The following is a 24,564-nucleotide window of genomic DNA, read 5'->3' on the forward strand; positions in this document are numbered from 1 at the left end:
AGAGGGCATTGTTTCAGGATATTTCGCTCGAAGAGCTTCGGGCGCTACAAGCACGCAAAGAGATGACGATCGTCGATGTCCGCTCCCCATCCGAGTACAGAGATTCTACCATTCCCGGCAGCCTGAATATTCCTCTCTTCGACGATGCGGAGAGAGCCGAAGTCGGCACACTGTACAAGCAGACAAGCATTCAGGCGGCCAAAGATCGCGGGCTGGAGCTGGTCTCCGCCAAGCTCCCGGCATTTATCCGGCAGTTCGGGGGAATTCCAGGGAATAAGGCGGTGTTCTGCTGGAGAGGGGGCATGCGAAGCCGGACGACGGCGACTCTGCTCTCCTTGATGGACATCCATGTGTACCGTCTGACCGGAGGATACAAAGCCTACCGGAAATGGGTCGTCGAGACGCTGGAATCGTATGATTTCAAGCCCCATTCCTACATCATTAACGGCAATACCGGAACGGGCAAAACGGCGCTGCTGCACCGCCTTCGGCATCACGGGTATCCCGTGATCGATCTGGAAGGTCTGGCAGGGCACCGGGGCTCGATCTTCGGACAGGTTGGCCTTCAAGCCAACAACCAGAAAACCTTCGACAGCCTGCTGCTGGAACAGCTGATCCAGCTTGAACAATCGCCGTATGTGCTGTTTGAAGCGGAGAGCATGCGGATCGGGAAGGTTGTCATGCCGCCGTTCATGGGCCGGCAGAAAGAGACCGGTACCCAGATTCGAATCGAAATGCCGCTGGAAGCCAGGGTTGCGCAGATCATGACGGATTATCGGCCCCATGAGCATCAGGAAGAGATTCTGGCGGCGTTCCGCAGAATCAAATCCCGTATTCATGTGCCCATTGCCGCAGAGATCGACCGGTGCCTGATTTCCGGAAATTTCGAGAACGCGATCCTGCTGCTGCTGGAGCACTATTATGACCCCAAATACGACTATACCGCTGAACTGTACGGCGAATCCGAAAAAATCAGGCTGACCGTAAACAATGTTGAGGAAGCCGAGAAGGCAATAGCCGCTTTACTGCAAGAACGTCATGCCAGGTCTACGAGCCTGGGAGAACGGCGTTTACATGTGTAAGAGGCGGCCAGACTCCGCTCTTCAGCCGTGAAATTCCACATATGAAGCTTGAATTACTCCGAATGAATCTTTTAATCCCCGGACCCCCGGGGATTTTTGTTTTAGATTCACATCCGGTGAAATCTATCATTTGACAGCGGCTGATATAATATAAACTAAACGATAGCCGCTATATTATTTGTAGCTAGAAACGGAGGATAAACTGCTATGACTTCATCCATTGCCGAAATGGATTCCGACAGACACAGGAGAGGATTATCGAGCGGCCTGATTCTTATGCTCGCCATAACGTCCGGACTGGGCGTGGCCAACCTTTATTACAATCAGCCGCTGCTGGCCGACATCGGACGCGCCTTCAACGCGTCTCCGGGCGAGGTCGGATATGTCTCCATGTTCACGCAAATCGGCTATGCCTTGGGCATGCTGCTGTTCGTGCCGCTAGGGGATATCCGCGAAAAACGCAAGCTCATTTCACTGCTGTTGATTTGTGTCGCCCTGTCATTGGTGAGCTTTGCCGAATCCCGCAGTCTTGGGTGGATGTATTTCGCCAGCTTTGCGATCGGCTTCACGACCGTTACTCCGCAGATCATTGTTCCGCTGGCGGCGCAGCTGGCACAGCCGGAGGAGAGAGGAAGGGTCATCGGGACGGTCATGAGCGGCCTGCTGTTCGGGATTCTGCTTGCCCGCACCGTATCGGGCATTGTCGGCGACCTGTTTGGCTGGAGATCCATGTACTGGATTGCGGCCGCCTGTATGCTGCTGCTTTCGCTGCTCATGTATCGCCAGCTCCCCGCCACGAAGCCGCAGGTGTCGGCTTCTTACGGCGCGCTTCTTCGCTCCATGCTTCAGCTCGCCCGGAAGTACGCCACCCTGCGCGAGGCTTCCTTGATTGGCGCCTGCATGTTCGGCAGCTTCAGCGTGTTCTGGACTTCGCTGACCTTCTTCCTGGAGGGCCCGCCTTATCACTACACCAGCTCGATTGCCGGGCTGTTCGGTCTCGTCGGCGTCGCCGGTGCGGCCGGAGCGCCGATCGTCGGCCGACTTGCTGACAAAGTCCCGCCTTATCGAATCATCGGCGCACTTATTCTCCTGACGCTGTTGTCATTCGTACTGTTTGGCTTGACCGGCTTCTCCATCGCCTTTCTGATTGCCGGCGTCGTCATTCTGGATCTGGGTATCCAGGGGACGCAGGTCAGCAATCAGGCAAGAATTTATGCCCTTGAGCCCGCTGCCCGAAGCCGCATCAACACAGTGTTCATGGTCAGCACCTTCGCCGGCGGCTCCATCGGCTCGACGCTGGGTAGCTTCGCTTGGCATACCAGGGGCTGGATAGGCGTCTGCCTGGCCGGCGGCGGCCTGGTCTTCGCCGCGTTTGCCGTTTGGTCGGCGCACCGCATGACTGGCCGGAAGCCGCAGCGCGCATGACATACTGGTCATGCTGAACTCTACCAGAATAAACCTGCCCTTTTGAATCAGACCGTAGGGCTCACATCCCTAGATGCACAAATACTCGCAATATAAGGTCACGGTCTCCGTCCGATTATCCTAAAATGGAGCAAGCCGGCTTCGGTATTCACTCGGTGACTGTCCGAACCAGCTTCGGAACTGCTTGGAGAAGTAGAGCGCGTCGTTGAACCCGACGGATGATGAGACCTCATCTATCGTAAGCGCTCTGCTGGCCAGCAGTTCCTTTGCTTTGTCCATTCGGATCTTCATCAGATACTGCTTGGGGGACAGGCCCGTCCGTTCTTTAAAGGCTTTGGAGAAATGGGCCCGGTGATAGCCCAAAGAGGATGCGATCTGGCCGATGCCGAGCTGCTGATGATACTGCAGGGATATCCAGCGTATAGCTTGCTCAACCTGCCGGTCGATCATCTCCGGTTGCTCTGCCGCCCCATTCTCCAGATTACGGCTGACAAGACCCAATCGGTGAAGCAGCAATCTCATCCAGCCCGACGCCTCCAGGCTTTCCAGCCCGGGGTAGGGCGATTGGCGGAAAGACAGCCGAATCCTTTGGTATATGGAATGCAGAGCGGCGGCATCTGCGCCCTGAAGCACCGGTTTCTCCGGACTAAGCCCGGCTTCACTCAGCAGCCTCAAAGCCTGCTCACCCTGAACCGCCGCCCACACATAATGCCAGGGCGTCCGCTTGTCGGATTCATAGCTAAACAATTTACCCGGCGTAATGAGAAACGTGTCTCCCGCCTGGCATACATAAGCATGACCCTCGCTTACGAACACGCCTTGACCGGACAGGATGGTATGAACCAAATAGTAATCGTGAACGGAAGGGCCGACTTTATGGCCCGGTTTGGGACTGCCCTCTCCGCTGAACAGAACCGTGAGTTCTCTCGCCTCAGGCTGCAGGTTAATGCCGATTTCAAATTGATAATGGTCAGAATTCATGAGACCCTCCAGCTTTAGAATGCCTGTATTTTTCGCTTTCGGCTTAATTTAAGTATACGACAAAACTCCATATGCTCCTTTTATTCCTCCATATAAATTCCTAAGGTTCTGTCCTATAGTAGGAAGAGAAGATAAGGGAACGAAATCACCGGCACATCGCAATTTTCCTGGGTTTATTAAAGCTTCTTTTACAAGAAACGCACTGTGATCCCGTATTCGTCTCCCGACATAAGGAGGAATAGAATCAATGTCAAAAATTACATTCATCGGAGCAGGAAGCACGGTTTTCGCCAAAAATGTACTGGGTGACTGCATGATGACGCCCGCGCTTCAAGGATTTGAACTGGCGCTGTACGATATTGATGCCCGGCGGCTGTCGGATTCGGAGAATATGCTCCTTAACCTGAAGCAGAGCAGCGGCAGCACCTGTGAGATCAAGGCCTACACCGACCGCAAAGAAGCGCTGCGCGGTGCCAAATATGTGGTTAATGCCATTCAAGTAGGCGGATACGATCCCTGCACCATCACCGATTTTGAAATCCCGAAGAAATACGGCTTGCGTCAGACGATTGCCGACACTGTCGGCATCGGCGGTATTTTCCGCAACCTGCGCACGATTCCGGTGATGCTCGATTTTGCCGCAGATATCCGTGAAGCGTGTCCGGACGCGCTCTTTATGAACTATACGAACCCGATGGCCGTGTTGACGAATGTGATGAACACCTACGGCGGCGTGAATACCGTCGGCCTGTGCCACAGCGTGCAGGTATGCGTGCCGCATCTTTTCGAGCATTTGGGCCTTGAGCAGGAAGGCGTTAAGACGAAGATCGCCGGAATCAATCATATGGCATGGCTGCTTGAAGTTACCAAGGACGGGAAGGATCTGTACCCCGAAATTAAAAGACGGGCCGCCGAGAAGCAAAAGGAACCGCATAGCGACATGGTCCGTTACGAAATTATGCAGAAATTCGGCTATTACAATACCGAATCTTCGGAGCATACGGCGGAGTATCATCCTTATTTCATAAAGCGGAACTATCCCGAGCTGATCGACCGCTTTCAAATTCCGCTGGACGAATATCCGCGCCGCTGTGTAGAGCAGATCGATCGTTGGGAGCATATGCGCGAGGAGCTGGTCAATAACCGCAATCTGGTGCATGAGCGTTCGCATGAGTATGCGTCGTATATCATCGAAGCGATGGAGACGAACGTTCCATACAAAATCGGCGGCAATGTCATGAACACCGGCCTCATCACCAACCTGCCAAGAGAGGCTTGCGTAGAGGTGCCGTGTCTCGTCGACCGCAGCGGAATCCAGCCAACCTTTATCGGTGACCTGCCGCCGCAGCTTGCGGCGCTGAATCGCACGAATATTAATACCCAGCTTCTGACCATCGAAGCCGCAATCACGCGAAAGAAAGAGCATATCTATCATGCGGCAATGCTCGATCCCCATACGGCGGCAGAGCTGTCCATGGATGACATCGTGAGCATGTGCGACGATCTGATTGCCGCTCATGGTGAATGGCTCCCAAGCTATGAATAATTCACCTGAATAGACGCCTAACGATCAGAGACCCGGTCTTTTTCAAGACTCCGGGTTTCTTTGTTTAATGGTGGTCATAATGGACAAACCAAATCCATATCCCTATAACAGGTGATTTTATGGGCAAAGGGGAGATTGGATTGAACGAATTCGTTGCCAGGTCGCTGGATGAAATACGATTTTGGTCCAGAATTATGAAGGAGCACTCCCTGTTTCTCGGATTGGGCTTCAGATGCGAGGATACTCAGCTAAAAGAGGAGGCCAACCGGTTTTATAAGATTTTTGAGGATATTGAGAGGAGAGCCCACGAATTTCAGGTCAATACCGATCCACAAACGATCCAGGCATTTAATACCGAAGTATCCATTGCCGCGACACAGATTTGGGCTTTTAAACGAAGGGTGCTGGGATTGATCCTGCGCTGCAAGCTTCCCGGACAAACCAACTTCCCCCTGCTGGTAGACCATGTGAGCAGGGAAGCGAATTATTTCAGAAACCGCCTGATAGAACTCAATACGGGGAATCTCGAGCCGCTGCCGGATGCGATTATCGATGAAAATGTATTCTTCTTAAAAATCATGGCAGATCACGCCAAATTCATCGGTCATTTGCTCGACCCGTCCGAACGGAAATTGGTAGAACAGGCGCGGGAGTTCAGTCAAGATTTTGATATGCTGGTGTTCCAAGCGACCGATTTAAGCAGCATGCGCCCTCAATCACAAACCGTTCCGCTGCTCAGTCAATTCGTCGATGAGAACAAGGTCTCGGTCCAATCCTTGCGCGATTTCAAGAAAACGGCGCGTGATTTAATCAATGAATGCCGGATCAAAAGCATTATTCATCCGTTGCTCGCAGACCATGTATTCCGCGAAGCGGAACGGTTCCTGTTTATTCTAGATATGTTCGAGCGGTCTTTATCGGGCGCCAGGGTAGACAAGAAGGAAATTCTGCATTAGGCAACTCCACTAATAGAATAGTCAGTACGCATGCCGGCAAAAATCTGTTTTGCTGCATGCTTTTTTTTTGACAACCTCCTGAAAAGAAGTATAATTACGATGAAAAAATAGCATTTATTTTACAATAGAGAAAGCCAGGGGATTTGTCTTGAAAATACTGACTTTGAATGCCCATGCGTGGATTGAAACCGACCAGATTAGGAAGATAGAGCAATTGGCCTCTTTTATCCGGGAGCAGGAGATTGATGTTATTGCTTTGCAAGAGGTTAACCAAACCAAAGCAGAGCAAGCGCTGCCAGATGGCGTTTTGGAACGCTATTTTCAGGCGGAACCGGGAACGGTGATCAAACAGGATAATTATGCCTACGTACTGCTGCAAAAGCTTGGGCTGCCATACTACTGGACGTGGATTCCGGTGCATACCGGATTTGTAAAATACGACGAAGGGCTGGCGATCTTAGCCCGCACCCCGATTATCGACGGCTTCAGCGAATACGTATCCGTTATACGGGATTTCGAGAATTATCGAACGCGGAAGATAGTAGGCGTCAAGACGGAGGCCGGCGGAGAGGAAGCCTGGTTTGTCAGCGGTCATTTCGGCTGGTGGAGCGACGAAGTAGAGCCTTTCCGGAGGCAATGGGATGCCGCGCAGGCGAAGCTCGACACGCTGAAAGCATTTCCGGTGTTCGTCATGGGCGACTTCAACAATGTGGCGGAAATCCGGAATGAAGGCTATGATTACGTCACCCAAAAAGGCTGGAACGATCTCTACACATCCGCAGTGATCAAGGACGACGGAGCTACGGTCACCAAAGCGATCAAGGGCTGGGACGATAACGAGGGCAAGCTGAGGATCGATTATATTTTCTCTAACCGGTCAGTTCAGGCCAAATCCTGCCATGTCGTCATGAACGGGATCAGGGGCGCGGTCGTCTCCGATCATTTCGGGGTTGCCGCCGAGTTGTAAGTTTCTCTTCAGAGCGGACTTACAATTCCGAATGCAAATATTTAAAGCGCTCACACTCTTTGTTTGACTGAAATTATACGATTTTTGTCACAAAATAGCTGACATCCTCAATTTACATTAACCCCCCCAGGGGGATATTATTGTGAGAACAATTCTCATTATTTGTGATAATACTTGGGGAGGGAACAGAGAAATGGGAGAAGTCATACTGGGAAGTGAACAAGAGGAGAAAAGGCCGCTAAAGGCAGTCTGGGAGCAGCATGTAGGCTTGATCATCGCGGCGGCCTGTCTGCTGTTTATTGGACTAGCCTGGATCATGGGCAGAAACGGACAGCAGGCGGGAGAAATTATTTTCTTCATTCTCGCCTATATTGTCGGCGGTTATCGGAAGGCTTGGGAAGGGCTGGAGACCCTGATTAAAGAAAAGGATCTGGATGTTGACCTCCTTATGGTCGTCGCAGCATTGGGGGCTGCCGGCATCGGTTACTGGTCGACGGCGCGATTCTGATCTTTATTTTTTGCCTGAGCGGTGCGCTGGAGGATTATACGATGGAGAAGACGAACCAGGACATCGCCTCCATACTGAAATACCGGCCGGAAGAGGCGGTTCTCCTTAAAGACGGCGGAGAGGTAAAGGTTCGGGCGGCTCAGCTGCAAAAAGGCGACATCGTGCTCGTCCGGCCGGGTGAGCGCATTCCCTGCGACGGTCATATTCTGGAGGGGCAATCGGCGGTAGACCAATCCTCCATCACAGGCGAATCCATTCCCGTCGATCTTTCCGCCGGCGATCCGGTCTTTGCGGGGACGATCAATGGGCAAGGTGCGCTGCGGATTCATACCGATACAGGTGCGGAAGATACGCTGCTGGCCCGGATCATTCATCTTGTGCAGGAAGCCAAGAACGAGCTGCCGCCAAGCCAGCTGTTCGTTGAGCGTTTTGAAGGCATCTATGCCAAAATTGTGGTGGCGGCCGCTCTGCTGCTGATGATCGCGCCTCCGTTTCTCTTGGGCTGGTCTTGGGAAAGCACGGTTTACCGGGCGATGATCTTCCTTGTAGTCGCTTCGCCATGCGCGCTTGTCTCCTCAATCATGCCTGCGATTCTGTCCGGCATCTCAAATGCCGCCCGCAAAGGCGTGCTGTTTAAGGGCGGGGTTCATTTGGAGCAGATAGGGGAAGTGAAAGTCGTCGCTTTTGACAAAACGGGGACGCTCACAGTTGGAAGACCGAAGCTGACGGACAGCATTCCTTCCGAAGGCTTCAGCGAACAGGAGCTGCTCACACTTGCCGCTTCGCTGGAGTATCTGTCCGAGCATCCGATCGCCAAAGCTATTGTCGGTCATGCCAAGGACGCGGGGCTTTCGCTGGAATCGGCATCGGATATGCAGGCTGTGCCGGGAATGGGCGTTAGCGGAACCGTTAACGGCAGGAAGTGCCGCATCGGCAAAAAGGAGCTGCTTGAGAACCTCACAATAGCAGATACTGTACTGGAAACAGCGGGCAAGCTTGAAGCGGACGGCAAGACGGTGATCTTCGTGGAGACGGATGGCACGCTGGCCGGTATGCTGGCGGTGCAGGATGTTCTTCGTCCCGGTGTCCGGGAAGCCGTCATGAAGCTGAAGAGCATGAATAAAAAGGTCGTTATGCTTACCGGTGACGCCAAGCTTACGGCGGAAGCCATCGGCCGGGCCGCCGGCGTCGACGAGGTTCACGCGGAGCTGATGCCCGATCAGAAGCTCGCGCTGATCCGGCAGTTGACCGAGCAGCACGGCAAGGTTGCCATGGTGGGCGACGGCGTCAACGATGCGCCTGCGCTGGCCGCTTCCGCCGTGGGAATCGCGATGGGCTCCGCCGGAACCGACGTTGCGCTGGAGACGGCGAACGTTGTGCTGATGACGGACGACATTTCCAAAATCCCGTTCGCCATTTCACTTGGACGGCGCGCTCGCAGAGTCATCCGGCAGAACCTCACGTTTGCGCTTGCCGTAATTGCCGTGCTGGTTGTATCCAACTTCTGGGGCGGCATCAATCTGCCGTCAGGCGTAGTCGGCCACGAAGGAAGCACGCTGGCCGTTATCCTGAGCGGACTAAGACTGCTGCGCTGATCTCTCATGGGCCGAAAGGCAGGAAAATTGCCCCTCCGACGCGACTCTTGATATAATAACGGCATGGTCATCATTTGAATCAGCTAAATCAGTGAAAAATCGGAGGGGTACGCATATGGGTCAGGAATCCGGTGTTCACGAACACGATTATGAGCATAAGTACCGTAAGCAGATCGTCAATAGATTAGCCCGGATTGAAGGCCATATTCGTGCAGTGAAAGAAATGACCGCCGAGGACCGGGACTGCTCCGAAGTGCTGCTGCAAATCGCAGCCGTACAGAAGGCGCTGGACAAGGCGGCCAAATTGCTGCTCAAGGATCATCTGGAGAACTGCGTCGTCAAAGCCGTTCATCACGGCAACGAAAGCAAGGTGCTGGAAGACCTCACCAAAGCGCTGGACAGCTACATCCGGTAATAACGAAATATTCAGACATGCCCCGATGACGTCTCGGGGCTTTGTTTTTTTTGCATAATTTTCGCGTATCGGTAATTAATAATATAAACGCTTGAACACAAAGGAGCTTACCGATGAACCCAGACCCTGTTGTGCTTATCGTATCATCCGCGTTCGGAGACGGTCATGCCAAAGTGGCTCAGGCAATTGAGCAGTCGTTTCGGGCAAGAGGCGTTGAACGTGTGCACATTGTTGACCTTTTTGCCCGTGTTCATCCGTGGCTGAACGGGGTTTCCCGGGCTTTTTATTTAAAAAGCGCTATCTATGCTCCAAATCTTTACGGCTTGATGTACGGTGCAACGAGCGCAATGAAGCCGGAAGATCCTTTGGGCAGACTGCTCCACTCGATGGGAAAGCGGAAAGCGAAAGGCATTTTGGAGTATATCCGGCCCGACGTCATTATTCACACGTTTCCGTATCTGGCCGCTTCAGAGCTTAGTAAAGAGTCCGCGAGTCAGGTTCCGGTCTTTACCGTAATAACGGATTACGTGCTGCATGGCAGATGGATTCACCCCCATACGATGAAGTATTTTATCCCTACGGAAAAGATTAAAGAGGCGCTGCTGGAAGCTGGCATCGACGAGCAGGCGATTAAGGTCACCGGGATTCCGGTTAGAGATGCGTTCAGGAGAGCACCGGACCCGGCCAAGGTGCTGCGGAAGCATGGGTTAAAGGATGGCCGGCGCTATATTCTCCTTGCCGGAGGAGCGTATGGGGTGATGTCGAGAGTCCGGAATATTTTAAAAAGCGTGCTGGACCGTACCGAATTTGATCTCATCGTGCTCTGCGGGAACAATCATCGGCTCCGTACGTCAATGGATAACACATACCGGGACAATACCCGCGTCCACATCTTGGGATATACCGACGATGTGCATGAGCTGATGAGCATTTCCTTCTGCCTGCTGACCAAAGCGGGAGGGGTGACGCTGACGGAGGCGTTCGCGATGTCACTGCCGGTTATTGTGTACCGTCCGCTCCCCGGCCAGGAAGCTGGAAATGCAGAATCGCTAACGAGGCAGCAAGCCATTTGCACCGCGTTTAGCGAAGCGGAGCTGCTGGACCAGCTGCGGAGACTTGAAATATATTCTTTCCGGGAGGAAATGAAGAGGCAGATGAGGGCTGTTTCGCATACTGAATCCTCCGGTCTTATTGTAGATGAGGTACTGCTAGCGATTAAGGAGCAGACGTCTTATGCAGGACAGCAGCTCAATGAGCCTTCAGGTAAAGGCAAGGCAACATCCGCCCACGGATAGCGGCAGGCAAGAAGTTATTCCTACGCCAATCGTCCGCGTGGCGTCTTTTTTTAATTGCGCTTGGACAGACTTTACGTCAAAATATAGATTTATAGACCGAGTATTCTTTACACCAGTCGTTGCTTGTAACACCGCAGTTCAATCGCAGTTATCTTAATTATCGGTAGGGGGATGTCGGATGATTCGCAAGCTTACGGACGACGATCGCCAGACGCTGCTGGCTTTTTTGGGTCAAGCGCCCGCGCTTAATCTGTTTCTGATCGGCGACGTCGAGAATTTTGGCTTCAAGCAGGATTTTCAGGAGATATGGGGAGAATTTGATTCTGCGGACGGGAGGCTGAAGGCCGTGCTTCTGCGCTATGAGCATAACTATTTGCCATACGCGGATGGACCGTTTGATGTGAACGGCTTCGCCGAGCTGATGCTAAGGGACGACCGGCTTGAGATGCTTTCCGGATCGTCGGATCTGGTTGCACAATTTCGCGAGTTGATGAGCTTTCGAAAAGAAAAAAAATTGTTCTTTGCGGAGCTTACATCGCTGAATGAAGCCGGGGATAGGTCTCCACATGTCGGGGCCTCGGTCCGGCGGGCAGAGATTGCCGATGTAGAGCCCGTGTGCTCGCTTATGGACGTTATCGAAGAATTCGATACGAATCCAGACAGCATGCGGTCGGGTATGCGGAGGTCGCTGGAGACCGGCACGGGACGCACCTATCTCATTGAGCGTGACGGGCATGTTGCCGCAGCTGCCTCAACGGCGGCGGAAAATTCGTTGTCGGCTATGGTCATCGGCGTAGCAACGCACCCGGATTACCGCGGTCAGGGGCTGGCCACTTCCGTCGTCAGGAAGCTGTGCGCCGATGTCGTCCAGAAAGGCCGCTCGCTGTGTCTCTTTTACGATAATCCGAAGGCGGGAACGATTTATAAACGGATCGGCTTTCAGGATATCGGATTTTGGACGATGATGTATAAATAAGGCCGATCCAATTGGTCTTCTGCTGAACAGAAAACTGGAATATAGGTAAGCTCAAACGGCGGCCTTTTCCCCGAAATTACTAAGGGAGAGGCCGCCGTTTACTGTCTGACAAGGACTATTTGTTATCCAGCTGCATAGCTGGTCCAAAGAATTCGTGATGAATCTGTTCGTTCTTTACACCTATCTCATGTAATTCACGGATAATGGATTCCATGAATGGAACCGGTCCGCACACATACACGTCTCCGGCAGTATCGACAAACTCCTCCAGAACTTTGCGCGAGATGTAGCCATCCGGCTTATCCGAAAAGAACGTTTTGTACTTCATATTGCTCATATTTGCTGCATGTTTTTCCACTTCGACTTGAAAAGCGGCAAGCGCTTCATTACGCGCAGCATGCAAAAAGACGGTCGGCCGGTCAGGCGTTATGGTCGATACCGTTTCGAGCATGCCCATCATCGGCGTAATGCCGACACCGCCTGAAAGAAAGGCCACAGGCGAAGTTTTCGCTGGGTCGAGAATAAATTCACCGGCAGGGACGCTCACTTCGACGGTGTTCCCTTCTTGGACCTGTTCGTGAAGATAGAGGGAGACTACGCCATTTGGATCTTTGTCGGCTTCGCGTTTTACCGAGATTCGGAACTCATCCGGTCTTGGCGCCTGGGACAGGCTGTATTGACGGATCATCATATACTCCTCACCCGGTATGGAAACGCGAATGGAGATGTATTGACCCGGTTTGTATTCCGGAACATTGGAGCCATCTGCCGGCTTTAGATAGAAGGATGTGATGGTGTCGCTTTCTTTTACTTTCTGTGCAACAATGAACGATTTAAAGAAGTTCCAGCCGTTATCTTGTTCCCGCGACTCTTTGTACATGTTGGCTTCGACGCCTATAAAAGCATCAGCGATGACACCATAAGCTTCTGCCCATGCGCCCAGAATGTCATCCGTCGCCGCTTCTCCTAATACTTCCTTGATCGCTTTCAGCAAATGCTCGCCGACGATCGGATAATGCTCCGCCTTGACCCCGAGGCTGACGTGCTTATGCGCAATTTGAACAACTGCAGGCAAAATATTCTCCAGGTTGTCAATATGAACAGCCGCCGCATATACCGTATTCGCAAGTGCTGCCTGTTGGCGGCCTTGAGCCTGGTTGGTATGGTTGAAAATGTTCAATAATTCAGGATGAGCAGCAAACATATTCCGGTAGAACACCGATGTAATTGCAGTGCCGTGCTCCGCCAAGACAGGGGCTGTCGATTTGACGATGTCTCTTGTTCTTTGGGATAATATGATGATTCACTCCTTCTCAATTCGATAGCTTAACTATAAGCTTTTCATAAAATTAAAGATATATTCAAAATACATCTTTAACAAAATGGACAAAATATTTAAGTCGAATTGTAATAATAATCACATACTGTCACGCTAGGGCAGGAGGGTAATGATGAGACTTACGATGTACACTGATTTTTCCTTGCGGATTCTGCTGTATCTAGGGACGAAAGAGCGAAGCGAACGGTCAACCATTCAGGAAATATCGGATGCGTATAACATATCCAAAAACCATTTGGTCAAAGTTGCACATGAACTTGGCAAAGCGGGGTATATCGAAACAGTGAGAGGAAGGGGAGGCGGCATCCGGCTGGCGCATGCACCCGAAGCAATCAACATCGGCGAAGTCATTCGGAGAATGGAAGACGATTTCCACCTCGTCGAATGCTTTAATCCCGCAGGGAACCAATGTCCGATTACCCCGGTATGCGGTCTGAAAGGCGTACTCGGGCGAGCACTCAATGCGTATTTGCAAGTGCTTGACGAATACACGCTGGAGGATTTGCTGGTTAACAAAAACGGGCTGAAAATGATTTTACAGCAGCAGAATGCTTAAAAATCCTGAGCCGAGACTGACGCACACTTTGAGAAAACAAAAAAACTCATGCCATAAAAAGGCTTGAGTTTTTTTGTTTAAAAGGTTATGGAACCGTAACCTTTTTTCTTGAACTGCAGGATGAATTCGGTTTCGTTATCGGTGGAGCGGAAGGAAATGTCACCTTGGTGGTTATCCATAATCTTTTTGCAAATGGCAAGCCCCAGACCCGTCCCATGCTCTCTGCCCGTAACAAAAGGCTGGAATAGCTTGTGCTGAATTCCGTCCGGAATTTTCGGTCCATTATTCGTGATTTTGAGGGTGATCCAATGTTCGTCTTCAGCGCCGGTAATCCAAATCCGTCTCTCTCCGCTGACGCTGCCGAGCGCATCGATACTGTTGTTAAGGAGATTCGAGATCACCTGTTGAATCGGCGTCTTTTGTACATAAAACATCATCTCATGCGGCAAATCGACGGTCAGCTCAATGTTATTGTTGATCAGCAGCGGATTGATAAGCACCAGCGCAGATTGTATCTGTTCTCTGACGTTCAGCAGCACGAAGTTTTCCTCAACCGGTTTTTTGGAAAAGGTAAGAAAGCCGGTGATTTGACTCTGGATCAAATCGAATTCGGTCTCGATGATGTGGATATAATTTTCAACGAGAGCAAGTGACTCTTCCGGCAGACGGTCCCGAATCAGTTTGATGAACCCTCGAATGGAAGTCAGCGGATTGCGGATTTCGTGGGCCATACTGGCCGCCATTTTTCCGATCAGATTTAGTTTATCGTCATGCATCTCACCCAGTCTTTGTTCCTGATCCTCCAGCTGTGCATGGGCGTGGACCGTATAATACTGCGTTACTTGTCTCTCATAAGTATCAATGCGCTCACTCAGAATGGCCAACACCTTCATCAGCTTTCCTTCATCCAGCGGCGCATCCGAAAGCGCTTTAAACACTGATTGACGGAATAAATGGGAACTGTGCATGACATGTACGATCGGCACTTTTTTTAGAAACAGAATCTGGCACCATTCCGGTAAATGCTGAAAAAGAGGATGCTCCTTGACAGGAATATGTACGGCTGTGACCAGATCAAAATAGAGCTTTCCATGCTCCCTTAATTTATCCAAATTATAAAAAAGGGGATACTCTTTATCAACCTCGTTCAACCACCACTCTATAACGGCTTCTTTTTGCCCGCGAATATATTCAAGCACCTGCTCCATCTATTAACCAGCTCCAATGATTGTAAAATTTAACATTCACCTGATCAAAAGATTCAATATATAAATTATTTTCCTGGTTTAATTATAACGAAGATCATCGGAGATCACCATAGAATGAAGCCGGATATGGGATTATGGAAGTGGTTCATTAGGCCCGAAGCATAGTGGGCATTATACCTATTTTTGCATGAATGAACGTTATAAACGGCTATTCTTCTGCAAATTCAATCTCGACATCCTTCAGCCTTTCTCACCAATCCCCTCCTACACCGCCCCTCGATTCTTGTAGATAAACGTCAAATTTTAGGTAATTTATCCAAAAGTTTTCAATTTGTTCATTGATCTTTCATTCCCTTTCACTTTATAATCTGGGTGGTTTTGTCATAGAAAGAAAGTGGTTCCATGGATAGGAGACTCCCAATCGACGAAAAGGAGAGATTTGATGAGAATCAACAGGAGAGATTTTCTCAAGTGGTCGGTGGCGGCTGTGGCAGCGCTGAAGTTGGAGATGGATATGGACAAGCTTAACACGGTTCTAGCGGCGGACACGGACCCGCCGGTCATTTGGCTGCTGGGGTCGGGCTGTTCCGGCTGCAGCATATCCACGCTTAACGTGACGAACCCGACCACCATCGAAGATGTGCTTCAAAACAAAATCAGTATGAAGTATGACAGCACGCTCATGGCGGCTTCAGGTGAAAGTGCGATGCAGGCGCTTGAGAATGCGGCGAACCAGTATAACGGACAATTTATTCTTGTAATCGAAGGCGCCATTCCGGGGGGAGCCTCCAAGAACTACTGTATTATAGGCGAGCAGGACGGGGTGCCGCTTACCATGTATGATGCGGTTCTCAAATATGGACCGAAAGCGAAATACGTCGTGGCGGCAGGCACCTGCGCCTCTTTCGGCGGGGTTGCGGCCGCAGCCCCGAACAGCACAGGATGTGTATCCGTGAAGTCGCTGCTGAGCGGGCAAACCGCGAACCCAATCGTCAATTTGGCGGGATGTCCTGTGAATGCGACGGTAATGGTGCAGACTCTGCTTGATTTAATTTTGACCGGTGTGCCTTCTCTCGACAACAACAGCCGCCCAAGTAAATATTTCAACACAAACATTCATAGCGTGTGTCCGAGAAGAGGAAAAACCCAGGTGCCCCAGCCCGGAATTTACGGCTGTTATAAGGCTGTCGGCTGCAGAGGGCCCTATAACCAATCGCCGTGCCCCTCGTTAATGTGGAATAACAAACAAGGCTGGTGCATCCAATCGGATCATCCGTGCATCGGTTGTACATCTCCTACATTCCCGCTAAATCCCATTATTAACGCTTAAAGCGGCCACTAAGAAAGGGTGAATGATAATGAGCACGATCAAACTGGATCCGGTAACGCGTCTAGAAGGACATTTGAAGGTCGAGGTCACATTGGGTGCTGATAATACTGTGGCTTCCGCCACCGTCGCCGGAATGCTGTTCCGGGATTTTGAGAACATGCTGCTCAATCGGCCTCCAAGGGATGCTTCTTTCCTGACTCAGCGGATTTGCGGGGTATGCCCGGTTCCCCAGGCCGTTGCTTCTGCAAAGGCGGTTGAGAAAATAAAGGGCTTTCAACCGAATCTCCAGGGGCTGATGCTTCGGAATTTGATCCAAGGGGCGAATTTCCTGGACAGCGGCATCACGCATTTTTACCATTTATCGTTACTAGACTATATTCAAGGTCCGCAGATGAGCCCGTGGACGGGAGGCTATACGCAGGATCTAAGGTTCAGTGCCGCCGATACCCAAACGCTGACGGATCACTATATTTCGGCGCTGCAAATCCGTAGAAAAGCCAACGAAATGGCGGCCATCTTCAGCGGTAAACTTCCCCATGCCGCGAATATTATTCCGGGCGGCGTAACCGCCTTGCCATCGGCAACGGAAATCACCAACTTCAGAAACTATTTGAACGAGATACAGTCCTTCATTTCCAGTACTTATCAATCGGACGTCAACATGCTGGCTTCGGCTTACAGTGATTACTACAACGTGGGGACAGGATACGGCAACCTGATCACCTTCGGCGCATTTGACACGAATACTTCCGGAGGCTTGTTATTCCCTGCCGGTACGGTCACAGGCGGAACTGTCGGCACATTCAACGAAGCGAACATTAAGGAATACAATAAATATTCCTACTACTCCTCTCCAAGCGGACAAGCTCCGGCAAGCGGCACCACTACGGCGAGCTACGGAAAGAGCGGAGCTTATACCTGGTTGAAATCTCCACGGTACAACAATACGCCTTTTGAAGCGGGACCGCTGGCCAGAGCATGGGTAAGCGGCGACTACCGCAGGGGCGTATCCGTTATGGACCGGCATATGGCGCGCTACGTAGAAATGGCCAAGCTCGTAAGCAACATGCAGACTTGGGTGGATCAATTGACGCCAGGAGCCAGCGGCTTTACAAATATCGGCGATCCGGTAACGGGCAGCGCCTCCGGATTAACGGAAGCTCCCCGGGGCGCGATCGGGCATTGGGTATCGGTATCCAGTTCCAAAATTTCCAAATACCAAATTATTACCCCAACCTGCTGGAATGCCTCCCCGATGGACGATTCCGGCAACCCTGGGCCAGTTGAAAAAGCACTGATTGGCACCCATGTGGCAGACCCGGCGCAGCCTGTGGAGCTGCTTCGCATAGTGCATTCCTTTGACCCCTGCACCGGTTGTTCCGTGCATGTCATGTCCCCGGACGGCGTGGAAATGTCCAAATTTGTCGTGCAGCCTCTTGGCAAATAACGATGAAGGATACCGCGGTCATTGGAATCGGCAACATACTCCTGAAGGATGACGGTATCGGCGTCCATACGATCCGCGAGTTGGAGAAAGAAGACCTCCCGTCCACGGTTGAACTGGTGGATGGGGGGACTTCCACTCTGGCCATGCTGAGCTATTTTCTGGAGTGCCGGAAAATTATCGTTATCGATGCATTAAAGGCCGGCTTGGAGCCCGGAACGATTTACCGGATCAGGCCGGAGGATCTTAAGAGCTACGAGAAGGGGAACTTGTCCATTCACGATGTTCAGATTTTTGATGTGGTCCGAATGGCCCGCATGCTCGGCGCCGCTCCGGACGTGATCATATTCGGTATTGAGCCGCAGGAGATTGGTTTTGAACTCGAAATGACGGATCTCATGAGGAGCAAGATTCCCGATATTATCGGGCTTCTCAAGCAAGAGTTGGGTTTTGCAAGTCAGGAGGAGACGAACTTTGCATGAAGCGGCTATTGTAGAAAGCGCCTTGGAATTAATCCTCGCGAAAGCCGAAGAGCATCAATTGACCAAAATCAGGCGCATCACGGCCAAGGTGGGAGAACTGTCGGGGGCACTTCCGGATGCCATGCAATTCGTTTTTCAGAACGCATCGCAGGGTACGATTGCCGAAGGGTCGGATTTTATCATCGAACAGGTGGAAGCAACAGCCTCATGCGGGAGCTGTGACATTACGTTTCCCATCCTTTATTACCATCCCGTATGCCCTTCGTGCGGTGGGTTGGACAATCAGGTCCTTACAGGTTATGAGCTGTATATCGATACAATGGAGGGTGATTAAATGAGCAGCGTTAAAGTGGTTACCAACATCCTGAAGGTGAATGACGAGCTGACGCAAGAGAACAAGAAGCTGATGAACGAGAAGGGCCTGTATGTCATCAATCTGATGAGCTCCCCGGGGTCCGGCAAAACTTCCATTCTGGAGAAAGTGATCGCGAAGCTGAAGGATGAAGTGAAGATTGCGGTGATTGAGGGTGACCTCTATACAACCAAAGATGCCGAAAGAATCGAGGCTCAAGGCGTGCAAGTCGTGCAAATCAACACCGAGGGCGGATGTCACCTGGACGGGCAGATGATCCGGAACGCCTTAAGTCATTTGAACTTGGACGAGACGAACCTGCTGGTTATCGAGAATGTCGGCAACCTGATTTGTCCGGCGTCCTTCAAGCTGGGGGAGGATCTGATCATCACCGTATTAAGCACGACGGAAGGAAACGACAAACCGCTGAAATATCCGAGAATGTTTGAAAAGTCCGAATTTGTCATTTTGAATAAAGTCGATTTGGTGCCCTATACAAACTTTAATAAGGATGAATTCCACAAGGATATCCGGGAAATCAATCCGAGAGCGAAAGTTATTGAAACTTCCTGCGTGACCGGCCAGGGGATTGATGAGCTGTGCTCCTGGTTGAAGGAAAAGATCTCAATCTCGAATCCAGTATAAAAAAAGGAGAGTGTTACCTATGCCTCATATTGGTTTTGGCGAACTTATTGTTATTTTGGTCATCGCGTTAATTGTGTTCGGTCCTGGCAAGCTTCCCTCGGTGGGCGGGGCTATCGGTAAAGCCTTCTCAGAATTCCGGAAAGCGTCCAAGGAATTAACCGGCGAGACTACCGCTTCAACCGCCACTAACGAGCCTGTTCCGATTCAAGTTGCCTCTGTTCCGGTTCAAGCAACTGTTACTCAAGAAACCAATGAAGTTAAGTCGTAATCGTCTCATCGGTGAATGCTGATGTGGGAGAGCGAAAATATCGTTAAGGCCGTTCGCTGGCTGGGCAAATTCCGCTCCCGCATCATAGCCGGGGTGCTGGTTGTCATTGTCGCAGCGACGGCAGTATACGCGGTGTCGGACCCGCTTCTGAAGCTGTTATGCCAGCCGCTTCAGGATCAGCCGCTGTTCTTTATGACACCTGTAGACGGAGTGATGACGAAGCTGAAGGTGGCGATGTTCGGAGGGATTGTCGCTTCTTTTCCGGTACTAGCCTGCCTGATCGTATCCATGTTCGCCCCCCTGCTGGGACGCGGCATTCGTCTCAAAATTTATTTTTTAGCCATTCCGTTCGCTGTCGTTCTGTTTGCGGGGGGACTCGCATTTGCCTACAAGTTTATTTTACCGAACACCGTCGACTTTCTGATCAAGAGCGGACAAGGCGTTCTGAGGCCGATGATTGCCGGGAGCGCTTATGTATCGTTTATGGCCTTCTTCCTGATTTCCGTAGCTTTGGTGTTTGAACTGCCGATCGTGATGGTCGCATTGTCGAGAATTGGGCTGGTTCATTCCAAAATACTGATGAGAAAACGGAAATTCGCGATACTGGGAATTGCGATCATCCTGGCGATCTTGTCTCCAACCCCCGATGCGTTCTCGCTGGTGGCGGAATCGATACCGGTGGCGGCGCTGTACGAAATCAGCATTTGGACGATTTATCTTCTAGAGCGAAAGGGCATGCCAAGGATGAAGCGTGTGACTACCCATGATTAATCCAAACCGTGTGCGGAAAGATACGGATCAACCGGTGTTGGAGCATTTGGCGGAGCTGCGCAGAAGATTGATTGTGACGTTGGCTTCCATCATCGTGCTGACTGCCGTCATATACGCGAAAGCGTTCCTGATTGTGGAGCTTTTAAAAAGATCCGTTGGGAACGAGGAGCTGGATCTGGCGTTTTTTTCGTTAACCGGTGCTTTTGTCCTGAGGGTCAAGCTGGCTTTTATTGCGTCCCTAGTGGCGTTGACCCCGTTCATCGGTTATCAGCTGTTTGCATTTATTGGTCCCGGCCTGACCGTCAAGGAACGAAAGGTGCTGCTTTCGGCGGTGTTTTATATGGTTCCCAGTTTCATTTTGGGCGTCGTGCTCAGTTATGCGGCGGTCGTTCCTTCCGTTTTGCGTGCACTTCTCACATACGGAAACTCTTATATGAAGGCGGCTTTGTCAGGTGAGGAATACCTCAGCTTCATTGCGATGCTGTGTGTCGTTTTCGGTCTTGTCTTCATGCTTCCTTTTCCGCTCATCGCACTTGGGAAGCTGGGACTCCTGCGTTCCTCCTGGATGAAAAAAGCAAGGTTCACCATTGTGTTCTCCGTATTGATCGGGGAAGGCTTGCTCGCGGCTGACATCACCTCGGTGATCCTGCTGGCCGTGCCTTTGATTCTTATTTATGAGATTAGCCTGAGAGTCGTCATACGGATGGAAAAACGCAGGGAGGCGGCTTCATTATGACATCCAGGAATGGAATGAGGGCGAAAAGCTATGTTGAGTGAGGTCATCCGGGTGGATGTCCAGGTGAAGGGTATTGTGCAGGGAGTGGGGTTCCGCCCTTTTGTATACCGGCTTGCGCATCAGCATGATCTGAAAGGATGGGTTACGAACGACGCAAGCGGCGTCAGACTGGAGGCGGAGGGCCGCAGACCGGACATCGATGCTTTTTTGGCTTCACTACGAACGTCCGCCCCGCCGCTCTCTCATATCGAGGAACTGACCTGGGAACTGCACTCCCCAATCGGATACACGGAATTCAGCATAAAAGAGAGCGTTGGCGCCGCCTCTCACGAGGTGCACCTCTCGCCGGATATTTGCGTTTGTGAAGATTGTCTTGCGGAGTTGAAGGACCCCGGTAACCGGAGGTACCGCTATCCCTACATCAACTGTACCAACTGCGGCCCCCGGTTTACCATTACGGTTCAGGTTCCCTACGACAGGAAGCATACGACAATCCGGGATTTCGAGCTGTGTGAGGACTGCGCGAAGGAATACCATGACCCGTCAGATCGGCGGTTTCATGCCCAGCCGGTGTCCTGTCCAAAGTGCGGACCGAAGGTATATCTGCTGGACGCTTCCGGCAAAAGAGTGGAAACGGCTGACCCGGTCTCATGTGCTGCCGAACGGTTGAAGTCGGGCGCCATTCTTGCGGTCAAGGGCCTTGGCGGCTATCACCTCGCTTGTGACGCAACGAAGGAGGCGGCGGTACGAGAGCTGCGAGCGCGAAAGCGCAGAGACGGCAGACCATTCGCCGTTATGGCGGATTCGCTGGAGACGGTGCTCCGCATCTGCACCGTGACGGAGAAGGAGCGGGAGCTTCTCACAAGCCCCCGCCGGCCGATCGTCCTGCTTCCCTTGAAGCAAGAGGCGCGTAAGCTTCTTCCGGCGGCGGATTCCCTTTCCCCCGACAACAACATGCTGGGGGTGATGCTGCCGTATACGCCGCTGCAGCATCTGCTGTTTCAGGACGGTATGGAGCTAATGGTCATGACAAGCGGCAACCGTTCCGGCGAACCTATTGTGTACCGCGACAAAGAGGCGGTGCCCGCTCTTCAAGGAATCTCCGATTATTACCTGGTTGGGGAACTGCCAATTCATATGCGGACGGATGATACGGTAACCAGCGTGTTCCGGGAACGGGAGTACATTATTCGCAGGTCACGGGGATACGTCCCTTTTCCCATTGACTTGTCCGCTGTCGTTCAACCGGCGGAAGGGGAGCCGGACAAGTCCGGCAATCCTCCCATTTTAGCTGTGGGGGGAGAGTTAAAGAATACCTTTTGTTTGGTGAAGGACCGCAAAGCCTTTGTCAGCCATCATATCGGCGATCTGGACAACCTGGAAACGCTGGATTCCCTGATCGGTGGAGCGGAGCATTTTCAGCGTATTTTTGCTGCCGAAGCCGGCGTTGTGGCTTACGATATGCACCCTGGATACCGATCTTCCCAATATGCTTCCGAGCAAAAGAACATCGTCAAGATTCCCGTTCAGCATCATCACGCCCACATCGCTTCCTGCATGGCGGAGAACGGCGTTTACGGTCCGGTGATCGGGGTTGCCTTCGACGGCACGGGACTAGGCGAAGACGGGCATATCTGGGGCGGTGAATTTTTCGCCGGGGATTACAGCGGATTTGAGCGCATAGCCCGCTTCGGGTATGTCCCGCTCCCCGGCGGGGATGCAGCCGTCAAGGAGCCTTGGCGGATGGCCTTGAGCTATATTCTGAATGACGAAGCGGCGGAGCTGCCGGCTGAGTGGCTGAATACAATCGAGCCGTACAAGAGGGACATTGTCACACGCCAAATTCTGCAGCGCATCAACACGCCGCTTACGAGCAGCGTTGGCAGGCTGTTTGACGCCGTGTCGTCTCTGACCGGCATATGCCATTATGCCGAGTACGAAGGCCAAGCGGCCATCCGTTTGGAAAGCGCGGCGGACCCGGAGACTTCACGGATTTATCCGTACGAAGTGAAGACTGTGCAAGGCATGCTTGAGATCGGCACTGCGCCTCTGATCCGGGAACTGGTTCGCGAAATTCGGGACGGAGTAAGCGTCTCCAGAGTTTCCGGAGCGTTTCACCGGACATTAGCTGCAATTGTAGCGGATATCTGCGGACGGATTCGATCCCAGCGGGGTCTGAATGAGGTGGCTCTCAGCGGCGGCGTGTTTCAAAACCGCTTGCTGCTCGCCCTAACGGTCGACGAATTGGAACGCAGCGGGTTTCGCGTATGGCTCCACAGCAAGGTTCCTGCCAATGATGGGGGACTTTCACCGGGCCAGGCGGCAATCGCGCTGGGCAAATATCTTACACAGGAAGGGATGCGGGAAGCATGTGTTTGGCAATACCCGGAGAAGTAGCAAGCGTAAGCGGCGACAGGGCCGTGATCGATATTACCGGTATCCGGAGGGAAGTATCTATTGCCCTAGTCGAACCGGTGAACGTTGGAGATTACCTGCTCGTTCATGCGGGCTGCGCGATTGCGATCATCGATAAGCAGGAAGCCCTGGAGACGCTGGAGCTGCTCCGTCAGCTAGCGGGGAATATCCATGATTAGTGAATTGGAATTATTCAGAAACGAAACGTTGGCGGAAGGTCTGGTGAAGGCCATCCGGCGATATGACGGCAGACCCGTCTCCATTATGGAGGTATGCGGCACCCATACGATGGCGATCTCCCGTTACGGAATTCGGGAACTACTGCCGCCGAACGTCAGGCTCATTTCGGGACCGGGCTGTCCGGTCTGCGTAACCCCGAGCTTTTACCTGAAATCGGCTTTGGAGCTCTGCAGGAGAGAAAATACTATCGTGGCCACTTTCGGCGACATGATGCGGATTCCGTATAAGGGCGTCAGCTTGCTGACCGAGAAGGCGCTGGGCAGGGATATCCGTATGGTCTATTCCCCGCTGGACAGTCTGGATATCGCCCGCCAGCATCCGGACAAGACTGTCATCTTTCTGTCCGTCGGGTTTGAGACGACGGTTCCGGTTACAGCCATCGCGGTGCTTGAAGCCGCGCAGCAGGGGCTTGACAATTTCATGATCCTTTCTGCCAATAAGACGATTCCGGCAGCGATGCACCTGCTGTCTTCTGACCCTGAAGTTGCCGTTGACGGGTTTCTGTATCCCGGCCATGTCAGCGCAGTGATCGGCTCTGGCCTCTACGAGGAACTGGCCAAGGCGTATGGGATTCCGGGAGCCGTTACCGGGTTCGACCCGGCGGATATTTTAGGCTCAATTCTATACGTGCTGGAACAAATCCAGGACAACAAAGCCACTGTCGCCAACTTGTATTCCATGGTTGTTCAGCCGGGTGGCAATCCAATTGCCCGGGGAAAAATAGATGAGGTATTCGAGCCTTCAGATGCCGTGTGGCGGGGACTCGGTCAGATCCCGGGCTCCGGTCTGCGGCTGCGCGAGAAATACAGATCCTTCGATGCGTGGAGCCTGATAAACGGCTCCGTGGAGGAGCGGGACGAGGAAGCGCGCGGCTGCCGCTGCGGCGATATTTTGAAAGGAAAATGCCTCCCATCCGATTGCAAGTTGTTTGGAAAAGCATGCACGCCCGAAACCCCGGTCGGTTCCTGCATGGTGTCGAGCGAGGGGACTTGCGCGGCATATTACCGATATCAATAGGGGGAGGGAGACCAA

Annotated in this window: 25 protein-coding genes; 22 read left to right on the forward strand and 3 right to left on the reverse strand. The window is 52.1% G+C overall.

Translation table 11 applies throughout. From position 1 onward, the window contains the following. The first annotated feature begins 8 nt into the window (after positions 1–8). Together mnmH and PSAB_RS12330 are read left to right on the forward strand one after the other, a co-directional pair. Positions 9–1,082: a tRNA 2-selenouridine(34) synthase MnmH gene (gene mnmH, locus PSAB_RS12325; RefSeq protein ID WP_025334884.1), complete on the forward strand. Its 1,074-nt coding sequence runs from the start codon at positions 9–11 to the stop codon at positions 1,080–1,082. Between the two features lie 207 nt (positions 1,083–1,289). After that, entirely contained in the window at positions 1,290–2,507 is a 1,218-nt protein-coding gene (locus PSAB_RS12330; protein ID WP_025334885.1) for an MFS transporter, read from the forward strand. Positions 2,508–2,627: 120 nt separating this feature from the next. Here PSAB_RS12330 and PSAB_RS12335 read toward each other — a convergent pair whose 3' ends face one another. Next, positions 2,628–3,488 carry a helix-turn-helix transcriptional regulator gene (locus PSAB_RS12335; RefSeq protein WP_025334886.1) on the reverse strand — a complete coding sequence of 287 codons (861 nt, stop codon included), beginning with the start codon at positions 3,486–3,488 and terminating at the stop codon, positions 2,628–2,630. 247 nt (positions 3,489–3,735) lie between these two features. Here PSAB_RS12335 and melA point away from each other — a divergent pair, with 247 nt between their 5' ends. From melA to PSAB_RS12370, 8 genes are all read left to right on the forward strand, one after another. Beyond that, positions 3,736–5,034 (forward strand): alpha-glucosidase/alpha-galactosidase, encoded by a 1,299-nt coding sequence (gene melA, locus PSAB_RS12340; protein WP_025334887.1) that lies wholly within the window; start codon positions 3,736–3,738, stop codon positions 5,032–5,034. Positions 5,035–5,174: 140 nt separating this feature from the next. Next, positions 5,175–5,990 carry a DUF2935 domain-containing protein gene (locus PSAB_RS12345; protein ID WP_025334888.1) on the forward strand — a complete coding sequence of 272 codons (816 nt, stop codon included), beginning with the start codon at positions 5,175–5,177 and terminating at the stop codon, positions 5,988–5,990. A gap of 148 nt (positions 5,991–6,138) precedes the next feature. Beyond that, positions 6,139–6,957 (forward strand): endonuclease/exonuclease/phosphatase family protein, encoded by an 819-nt coding sequence (locus PSAB_RS12350; RefSeq protein ID WP_025334889.1) that lies wholly within the window; start codon positions 6,139–6,141, stop codon positions 6,955–6,957. Positions 6,958–7,150: 193 nt separating this feature from the next. Then, complete coding sequence (locus PSAB_RS26150) at positions 7,151–7,465, forward strand: hypothetical protein (protein WP_226991705.1); 315 nt, start codon at positions 7,151–7,153, stop codon at positions 7,463–7,465. A 26-nt stretch (positions 7,466–7,491) separates the two neighbouring features. Beyond that, on the forward strand, positions 7,492–9,060 hold the full coding sequence (locus PSAB_RS12355; protein WP_264370905.1) for a heavy metal translocating P-type ATPase: 1,569 nt from the start codon (positions 7,492–7,494) through the stop codon (positions 9,058–9,060). A gap of 115 nt (positions 9,061–9,175) precedes the next feature. Continuing rightward, positions 9,176–9,475 (forward strand): metal-sensing transcriptional repressor, encoded by a 300-nt coding sequence (locus tag PSAB_RS12360; protein ID WP_025334890.1) that lies wholly within the window; start codon positions 9,176–9,178, stop codon positions 9,473–9,475. Between the two features lie 113 nt (positions 9,476–9,588). Further along, positions 9,589–10,770, forward strand: coding sequence for an MGDG synthase family glycosyltransferase (locus PSAB_RS12365; protein WP_025334891.1), 1,182 nt, complete (start codon positions 9,589–9,591; stop codon positions 10,768–10,770). A gap of 178 nt (positions 10,771–10,948) precedes the next feature. Next, on the forward strand, positions 10,949–11,746 hold the full coding sequence (locus tag PSAB_RS12370) for a GNAT family N-acetyltransferase (RefSeq protein ID WP_025334892.1): 798 nt from the start codon (positions 10,949–10,951) through the stop codon (positions 11,744–11,746). 115 nt (positions 11,747–11,861) lie between these two features. Here PSAB_RS12370 and hmpA read toward each other — a convergent pair whose 3' ends face one another. Beyond that, positions 11,862–13,043, reverse strand: coding sequence for an NO-inducible flavohemoprotein (gene hmpA, locus PSAB_RS12375; protein ID WP_025334893.1), 1,182 nt, complete (start codon positions 13,041–13,043; stop codon positions 11,862–11,864). Between the two features lie 154 nt (positions 13,044–13,197). Between hmpA and PSAB_RS12380 the strand changes: the two genes are divergently transcribed. Continuing rightward, positions 13,198–13,641 (forward strand): RrF2 family transcriptional regulator, encoded by a 444-nt coding sequence (locus tag PSAB_RS12380; protein WP_025334894.1) that lies wholly within the window; start codon positions 13,198–13,200, stop codon positions 13,639–13,641. A gap of 77 nt (positions 13,642–13,718) precedes the next feature. Here PSAB_RS12380 and PSAB_RS24595 read toward each other — a convergent pair whose 3' ends face one another. After that, entirely contained in the window at positions 13,719–14,849 is a 1,131-nt protein-coding gene (locus tag PSAB_RS24595; RefSeq protein ID WP_025334895.1) for a sensor histidine kinase, read from the reverse strand. Positions 14,850–15,291: 442 nt separating this feature from the next. On the opposite strand from PSAB_RS24595, the gene PSAB_RS12390 reads away from it, so the two are divergent. The 11 genes from PSAB_RS12390 to hypD are packed head-to-tail and all read left to right on the forward strand — an operon-like array spanning position 15,292 to position 24,549. Next, positions 15,292–16,179 carry a hydrogenase small subunit gene (locus PSAB_RS12390; protein ID WP_025334896.1) on the forward strand — a complete coding sequence of 296 codons (888 nt, stop codon included), beginning with the start codon at positions 15,292–15,294 and terminating at the stop codon, positions 16,177–16,179. A 28-nt stretch (positions 16,180–16,207) separates the two neighbouring features. Then, complete coding sequence (locus PSAB_RS12395) at positions 16,208–17,626, forward strand: nickel-dependent hydrogenase large subunit (protein WP_025334897.1); 1,419 nt, start codon at positions 16,208–16,210, stop codon at positions 17,624–17,626. Positions 17,627–17,628: 2 nt separating this feature from the next. Next, entirely contained in the window at positions 17,629–18,105 is a 477-nt protein-coding gene (locus PSAB_RS12400; RefSeq protein WP_025334898.1) for a HyaD/HybD family hydrogenase maturation endopeptidase, read from the forward strand. Further along, on the forward strand, positions 18,098–18,439 hold the full coding sequence (locus PSAB_RS12405; protein WP_025334899.1) for a hydrogenase maturation nickel metallochaperone HypA/HybF: 342 nt from the start codon (positions 18,098–18,100) through the stop codon (positions 18,437–18,439). Before PSAB_RS12400 ends, PSAB_RS12405 begins: the two co-directional genes overlap by 8 nt. Further along, on the forward strand, positions 18,440–19,102 hold the full coding sequence (gene hypB / locus PSAB_RS12410; protein WP_025334900.1) for a hydrogenase nickel incorporation protein HypB: 663 nt from the start codon (positions 18,440–18,442) through the stop codon (positions 19,100–19,102). Between the two features lie 19 nt (positions 19,103–19,121). Beyond that, on the forward strand, positions 19,122–19,370 hold the full coding sequence (locus PSAB_RS12415; protein ID WP_025334901.1) for a Sec-independent protein translocase subunit TatA/TatB: 249 nt from the start codon (positions 19,122–19,124) through the stop codon (positions 19,368–19,370). 21 nt (positions 19,371–19,391) lie between these two features. After that, a complete protein-coding gene (gene tatC, locus PSAB_RS12420; RefSeq protein ID WP_025334902.1) occupies positions 19,392–20,141 on the forward strand; it encodes a twin-arginine translocase subunit TatC in 750 nt (249 codons plus the stop codon). Next, positions 20,134–20,877 (forward strand): twin-arginine translocase subunit TatC, encoded by a 744-nt coding sequence (tatC, locus tag PSAB_RS12425; RefSeq protein WP_025334903.1) that lies wholly within the window; start codon positions 20,134–20,136, stop codon positions 20,875–20,877. The genes tatC (PSAB_RS12420) and tatC (PSAB_RS12425) overlap by 8 nt, the downstream gene beginning before the upstream one ends. A 30-nt stretch (positions 20,878–20,907) precedes the next feature. Beyond that, positions 20,908–23,274 carry a carbamoyltransferase HypF gene (gene hypF / locus PSAB_RS12430; RefSeq protein WP_025334904.1) on the forward strand — a complete coding sequence of 789 codons (2,367 nt, stop codon included), beginning with the start codon at positions 20,908–20,910 and terminating at the stop codon, positions 23,272–23,274. After that, positions 23,253–23,471, forward strand: a complete 219-nt coding sequence (locus PSAB_RS12435) for a HypC/HybG/HupF family hydrogenase formation chaperone (RefSeq protein ID WP_264370877.1) — start codon at positions 23,253–23,255, stop codon at positions 23,469–23,471. The genes hypF and PSAB_RS12435 overlap by 22 nt, the downstream gene beginning before the upstream one ends. Further along, positions 23,464–24,549 (forward strand): hydrogenase formation protein HypD, encoded by a 1,086-nt coding sequence (gene hypD, locus PSAB_RS12440; protein ID WP_025334906.1) that lies wholly within the window; start codon positions 23,464–23,466, stop codon positions 24,547–24,549. Before PSAB_RS12435 ends, hypD begins: the two co-directional genes overlap by 8 nt. Positions 24,550–24,564: the final 15 nt, after the last annotated feature.

This window comes from Paenibacillus sabinae T27, assembly GCF_000612505.1.
GTDB lineage: Bacteria > Bacillota > Bacilli > Paenibacillales > Paenibacillaceae > Paenibacillus_AQ > Paenibacillus_AQ sabinae.

Excerpts from the sequence above, each read along its gene's own strand:
- PSAB_RS12330 (WP_025334885.1), top strand. The coding sequence starts at position 1,290 with ATGACTTCATCCATTGCCGAAATGGATTCCGACAGACACAGGAGAGGA.
- PSAB_RS12335 (WP_025334886.1), bottom strand. The coding sequence starts at position 3,488 with ATGAATTCTGACCATTATCAATTTGAAATCGGCATTAACCTGCAGCCT.
- melA (WP_025334887.1), top strand. The coding sequence starts at position 3,736 with ATGTCAAAAATTACATTCATCGGAGCAGGAAGCACGGTTTTCGCCAAA.
- PSAB_RS26150 (WP_226991705.1), top strand. The coding sequence starts at position 7,151 with ATGGGAGAAGTCATACTGGGAAGTGAACAAGAGGAGAAAAGGCCGCTA.
- PSAB_RS12360 (WP_025334890.1), top strand. The coding sequence starts at position 9,176 with ATGGGTCAGGAATCCGGTGTTCACGAACACGATTATGAGCATAAGTAC.
- PSAB_RS12365 (WP_025334891.1), top strand. The coding sequence starts at position 9,589 with ATGAACCCAGACCCTGTTGTGCTTATCGTATCATCCGCGTTCGGAGAC.
- PSAB_RS12370 (WP_025334892.1), top strand. The coding sequence starts at position 10,949 with ATGATTCGCAAGCTTACGGACGACGATCGCCAGACGCTGCTGGCTTTT.
- PSAB_RS12380 (WP_025334894.1), top strand. The coding sequence starts at position 13,198 with ATGAGACTTACGATGTACACTGATTTTTCCTTGCGGATTCTGCTGTAT.
- PSAB_RS24595 (WP_025334895.1), bottom strand. The coding sequence starts at position 14,849 with ATGGAGCAGGTGCTTGAATATATTCGCGGGCAAAAAGAAGCCGTTATA.
- PSAB_RS12390 (WP_025334896.1), top strand. The coding sequence starts at position 15,292 with ATGAGAATCAACAGGAGAGATTTTCTCAAGTGGTCGGTGGCGGCTGTG.
- PSAB_RS12395 (WP_025334897.1), top strand. The coding sequence starts at position 16,208 with ATGAGCACGATCAAACTGGATCCGGTAACGCGTCTAGAAGGACATTTG.
- PSAB_RS12400 (WP_025334898.1), top strand. The coding sequence starts at position 17,629 with ATGAAGGATACCGCGGTCATTGGAATCGGCAACATACTCCTGAAGGAT.
- hypB (WP_025334900.1), top strand. The coding sequence starts at position 18,440 with ATGAGCAGCGTTAAAGTGGTTACCAACATCCTGAAGGTGAATGACGAG.
- PSAB_RS12415 (WP_025334901.1), top strand. The coding sequence starts at position 19,122 with ATGCCTCATATTGGTTTTGGCGAACTTATTGTTATTTTGGTCATCGCG.
- tatC (WP_025334902.1), top strand. The coding sequence starts at position 19,392 with ATGTGGGAGAGCGAAAATATCGTTAAGGCCGTTCGCTGGCTGGGCAAA.
- tatC (WP_025334903.1), top strand. The coding sequence starts at position 20,134 with ATGATTAATCCAAACCGTGTGCGGAAAGATACGGATCAACCGGTGTTG.
- hypF (WP_025334904.1), top strand. The coding sequence starts at position 20,908 with ATGTTGAGTGAGGTCATCCGGGTGGATGTCCAGGTGAAGGGTATTGTG.
- hypD (WP_025334906.1), top strand. The coding sequence starts at position 23,464 with ATGATTAGTGAATTGGAATTATTCAGAAACGAAACGTTGGCGGAAGGT.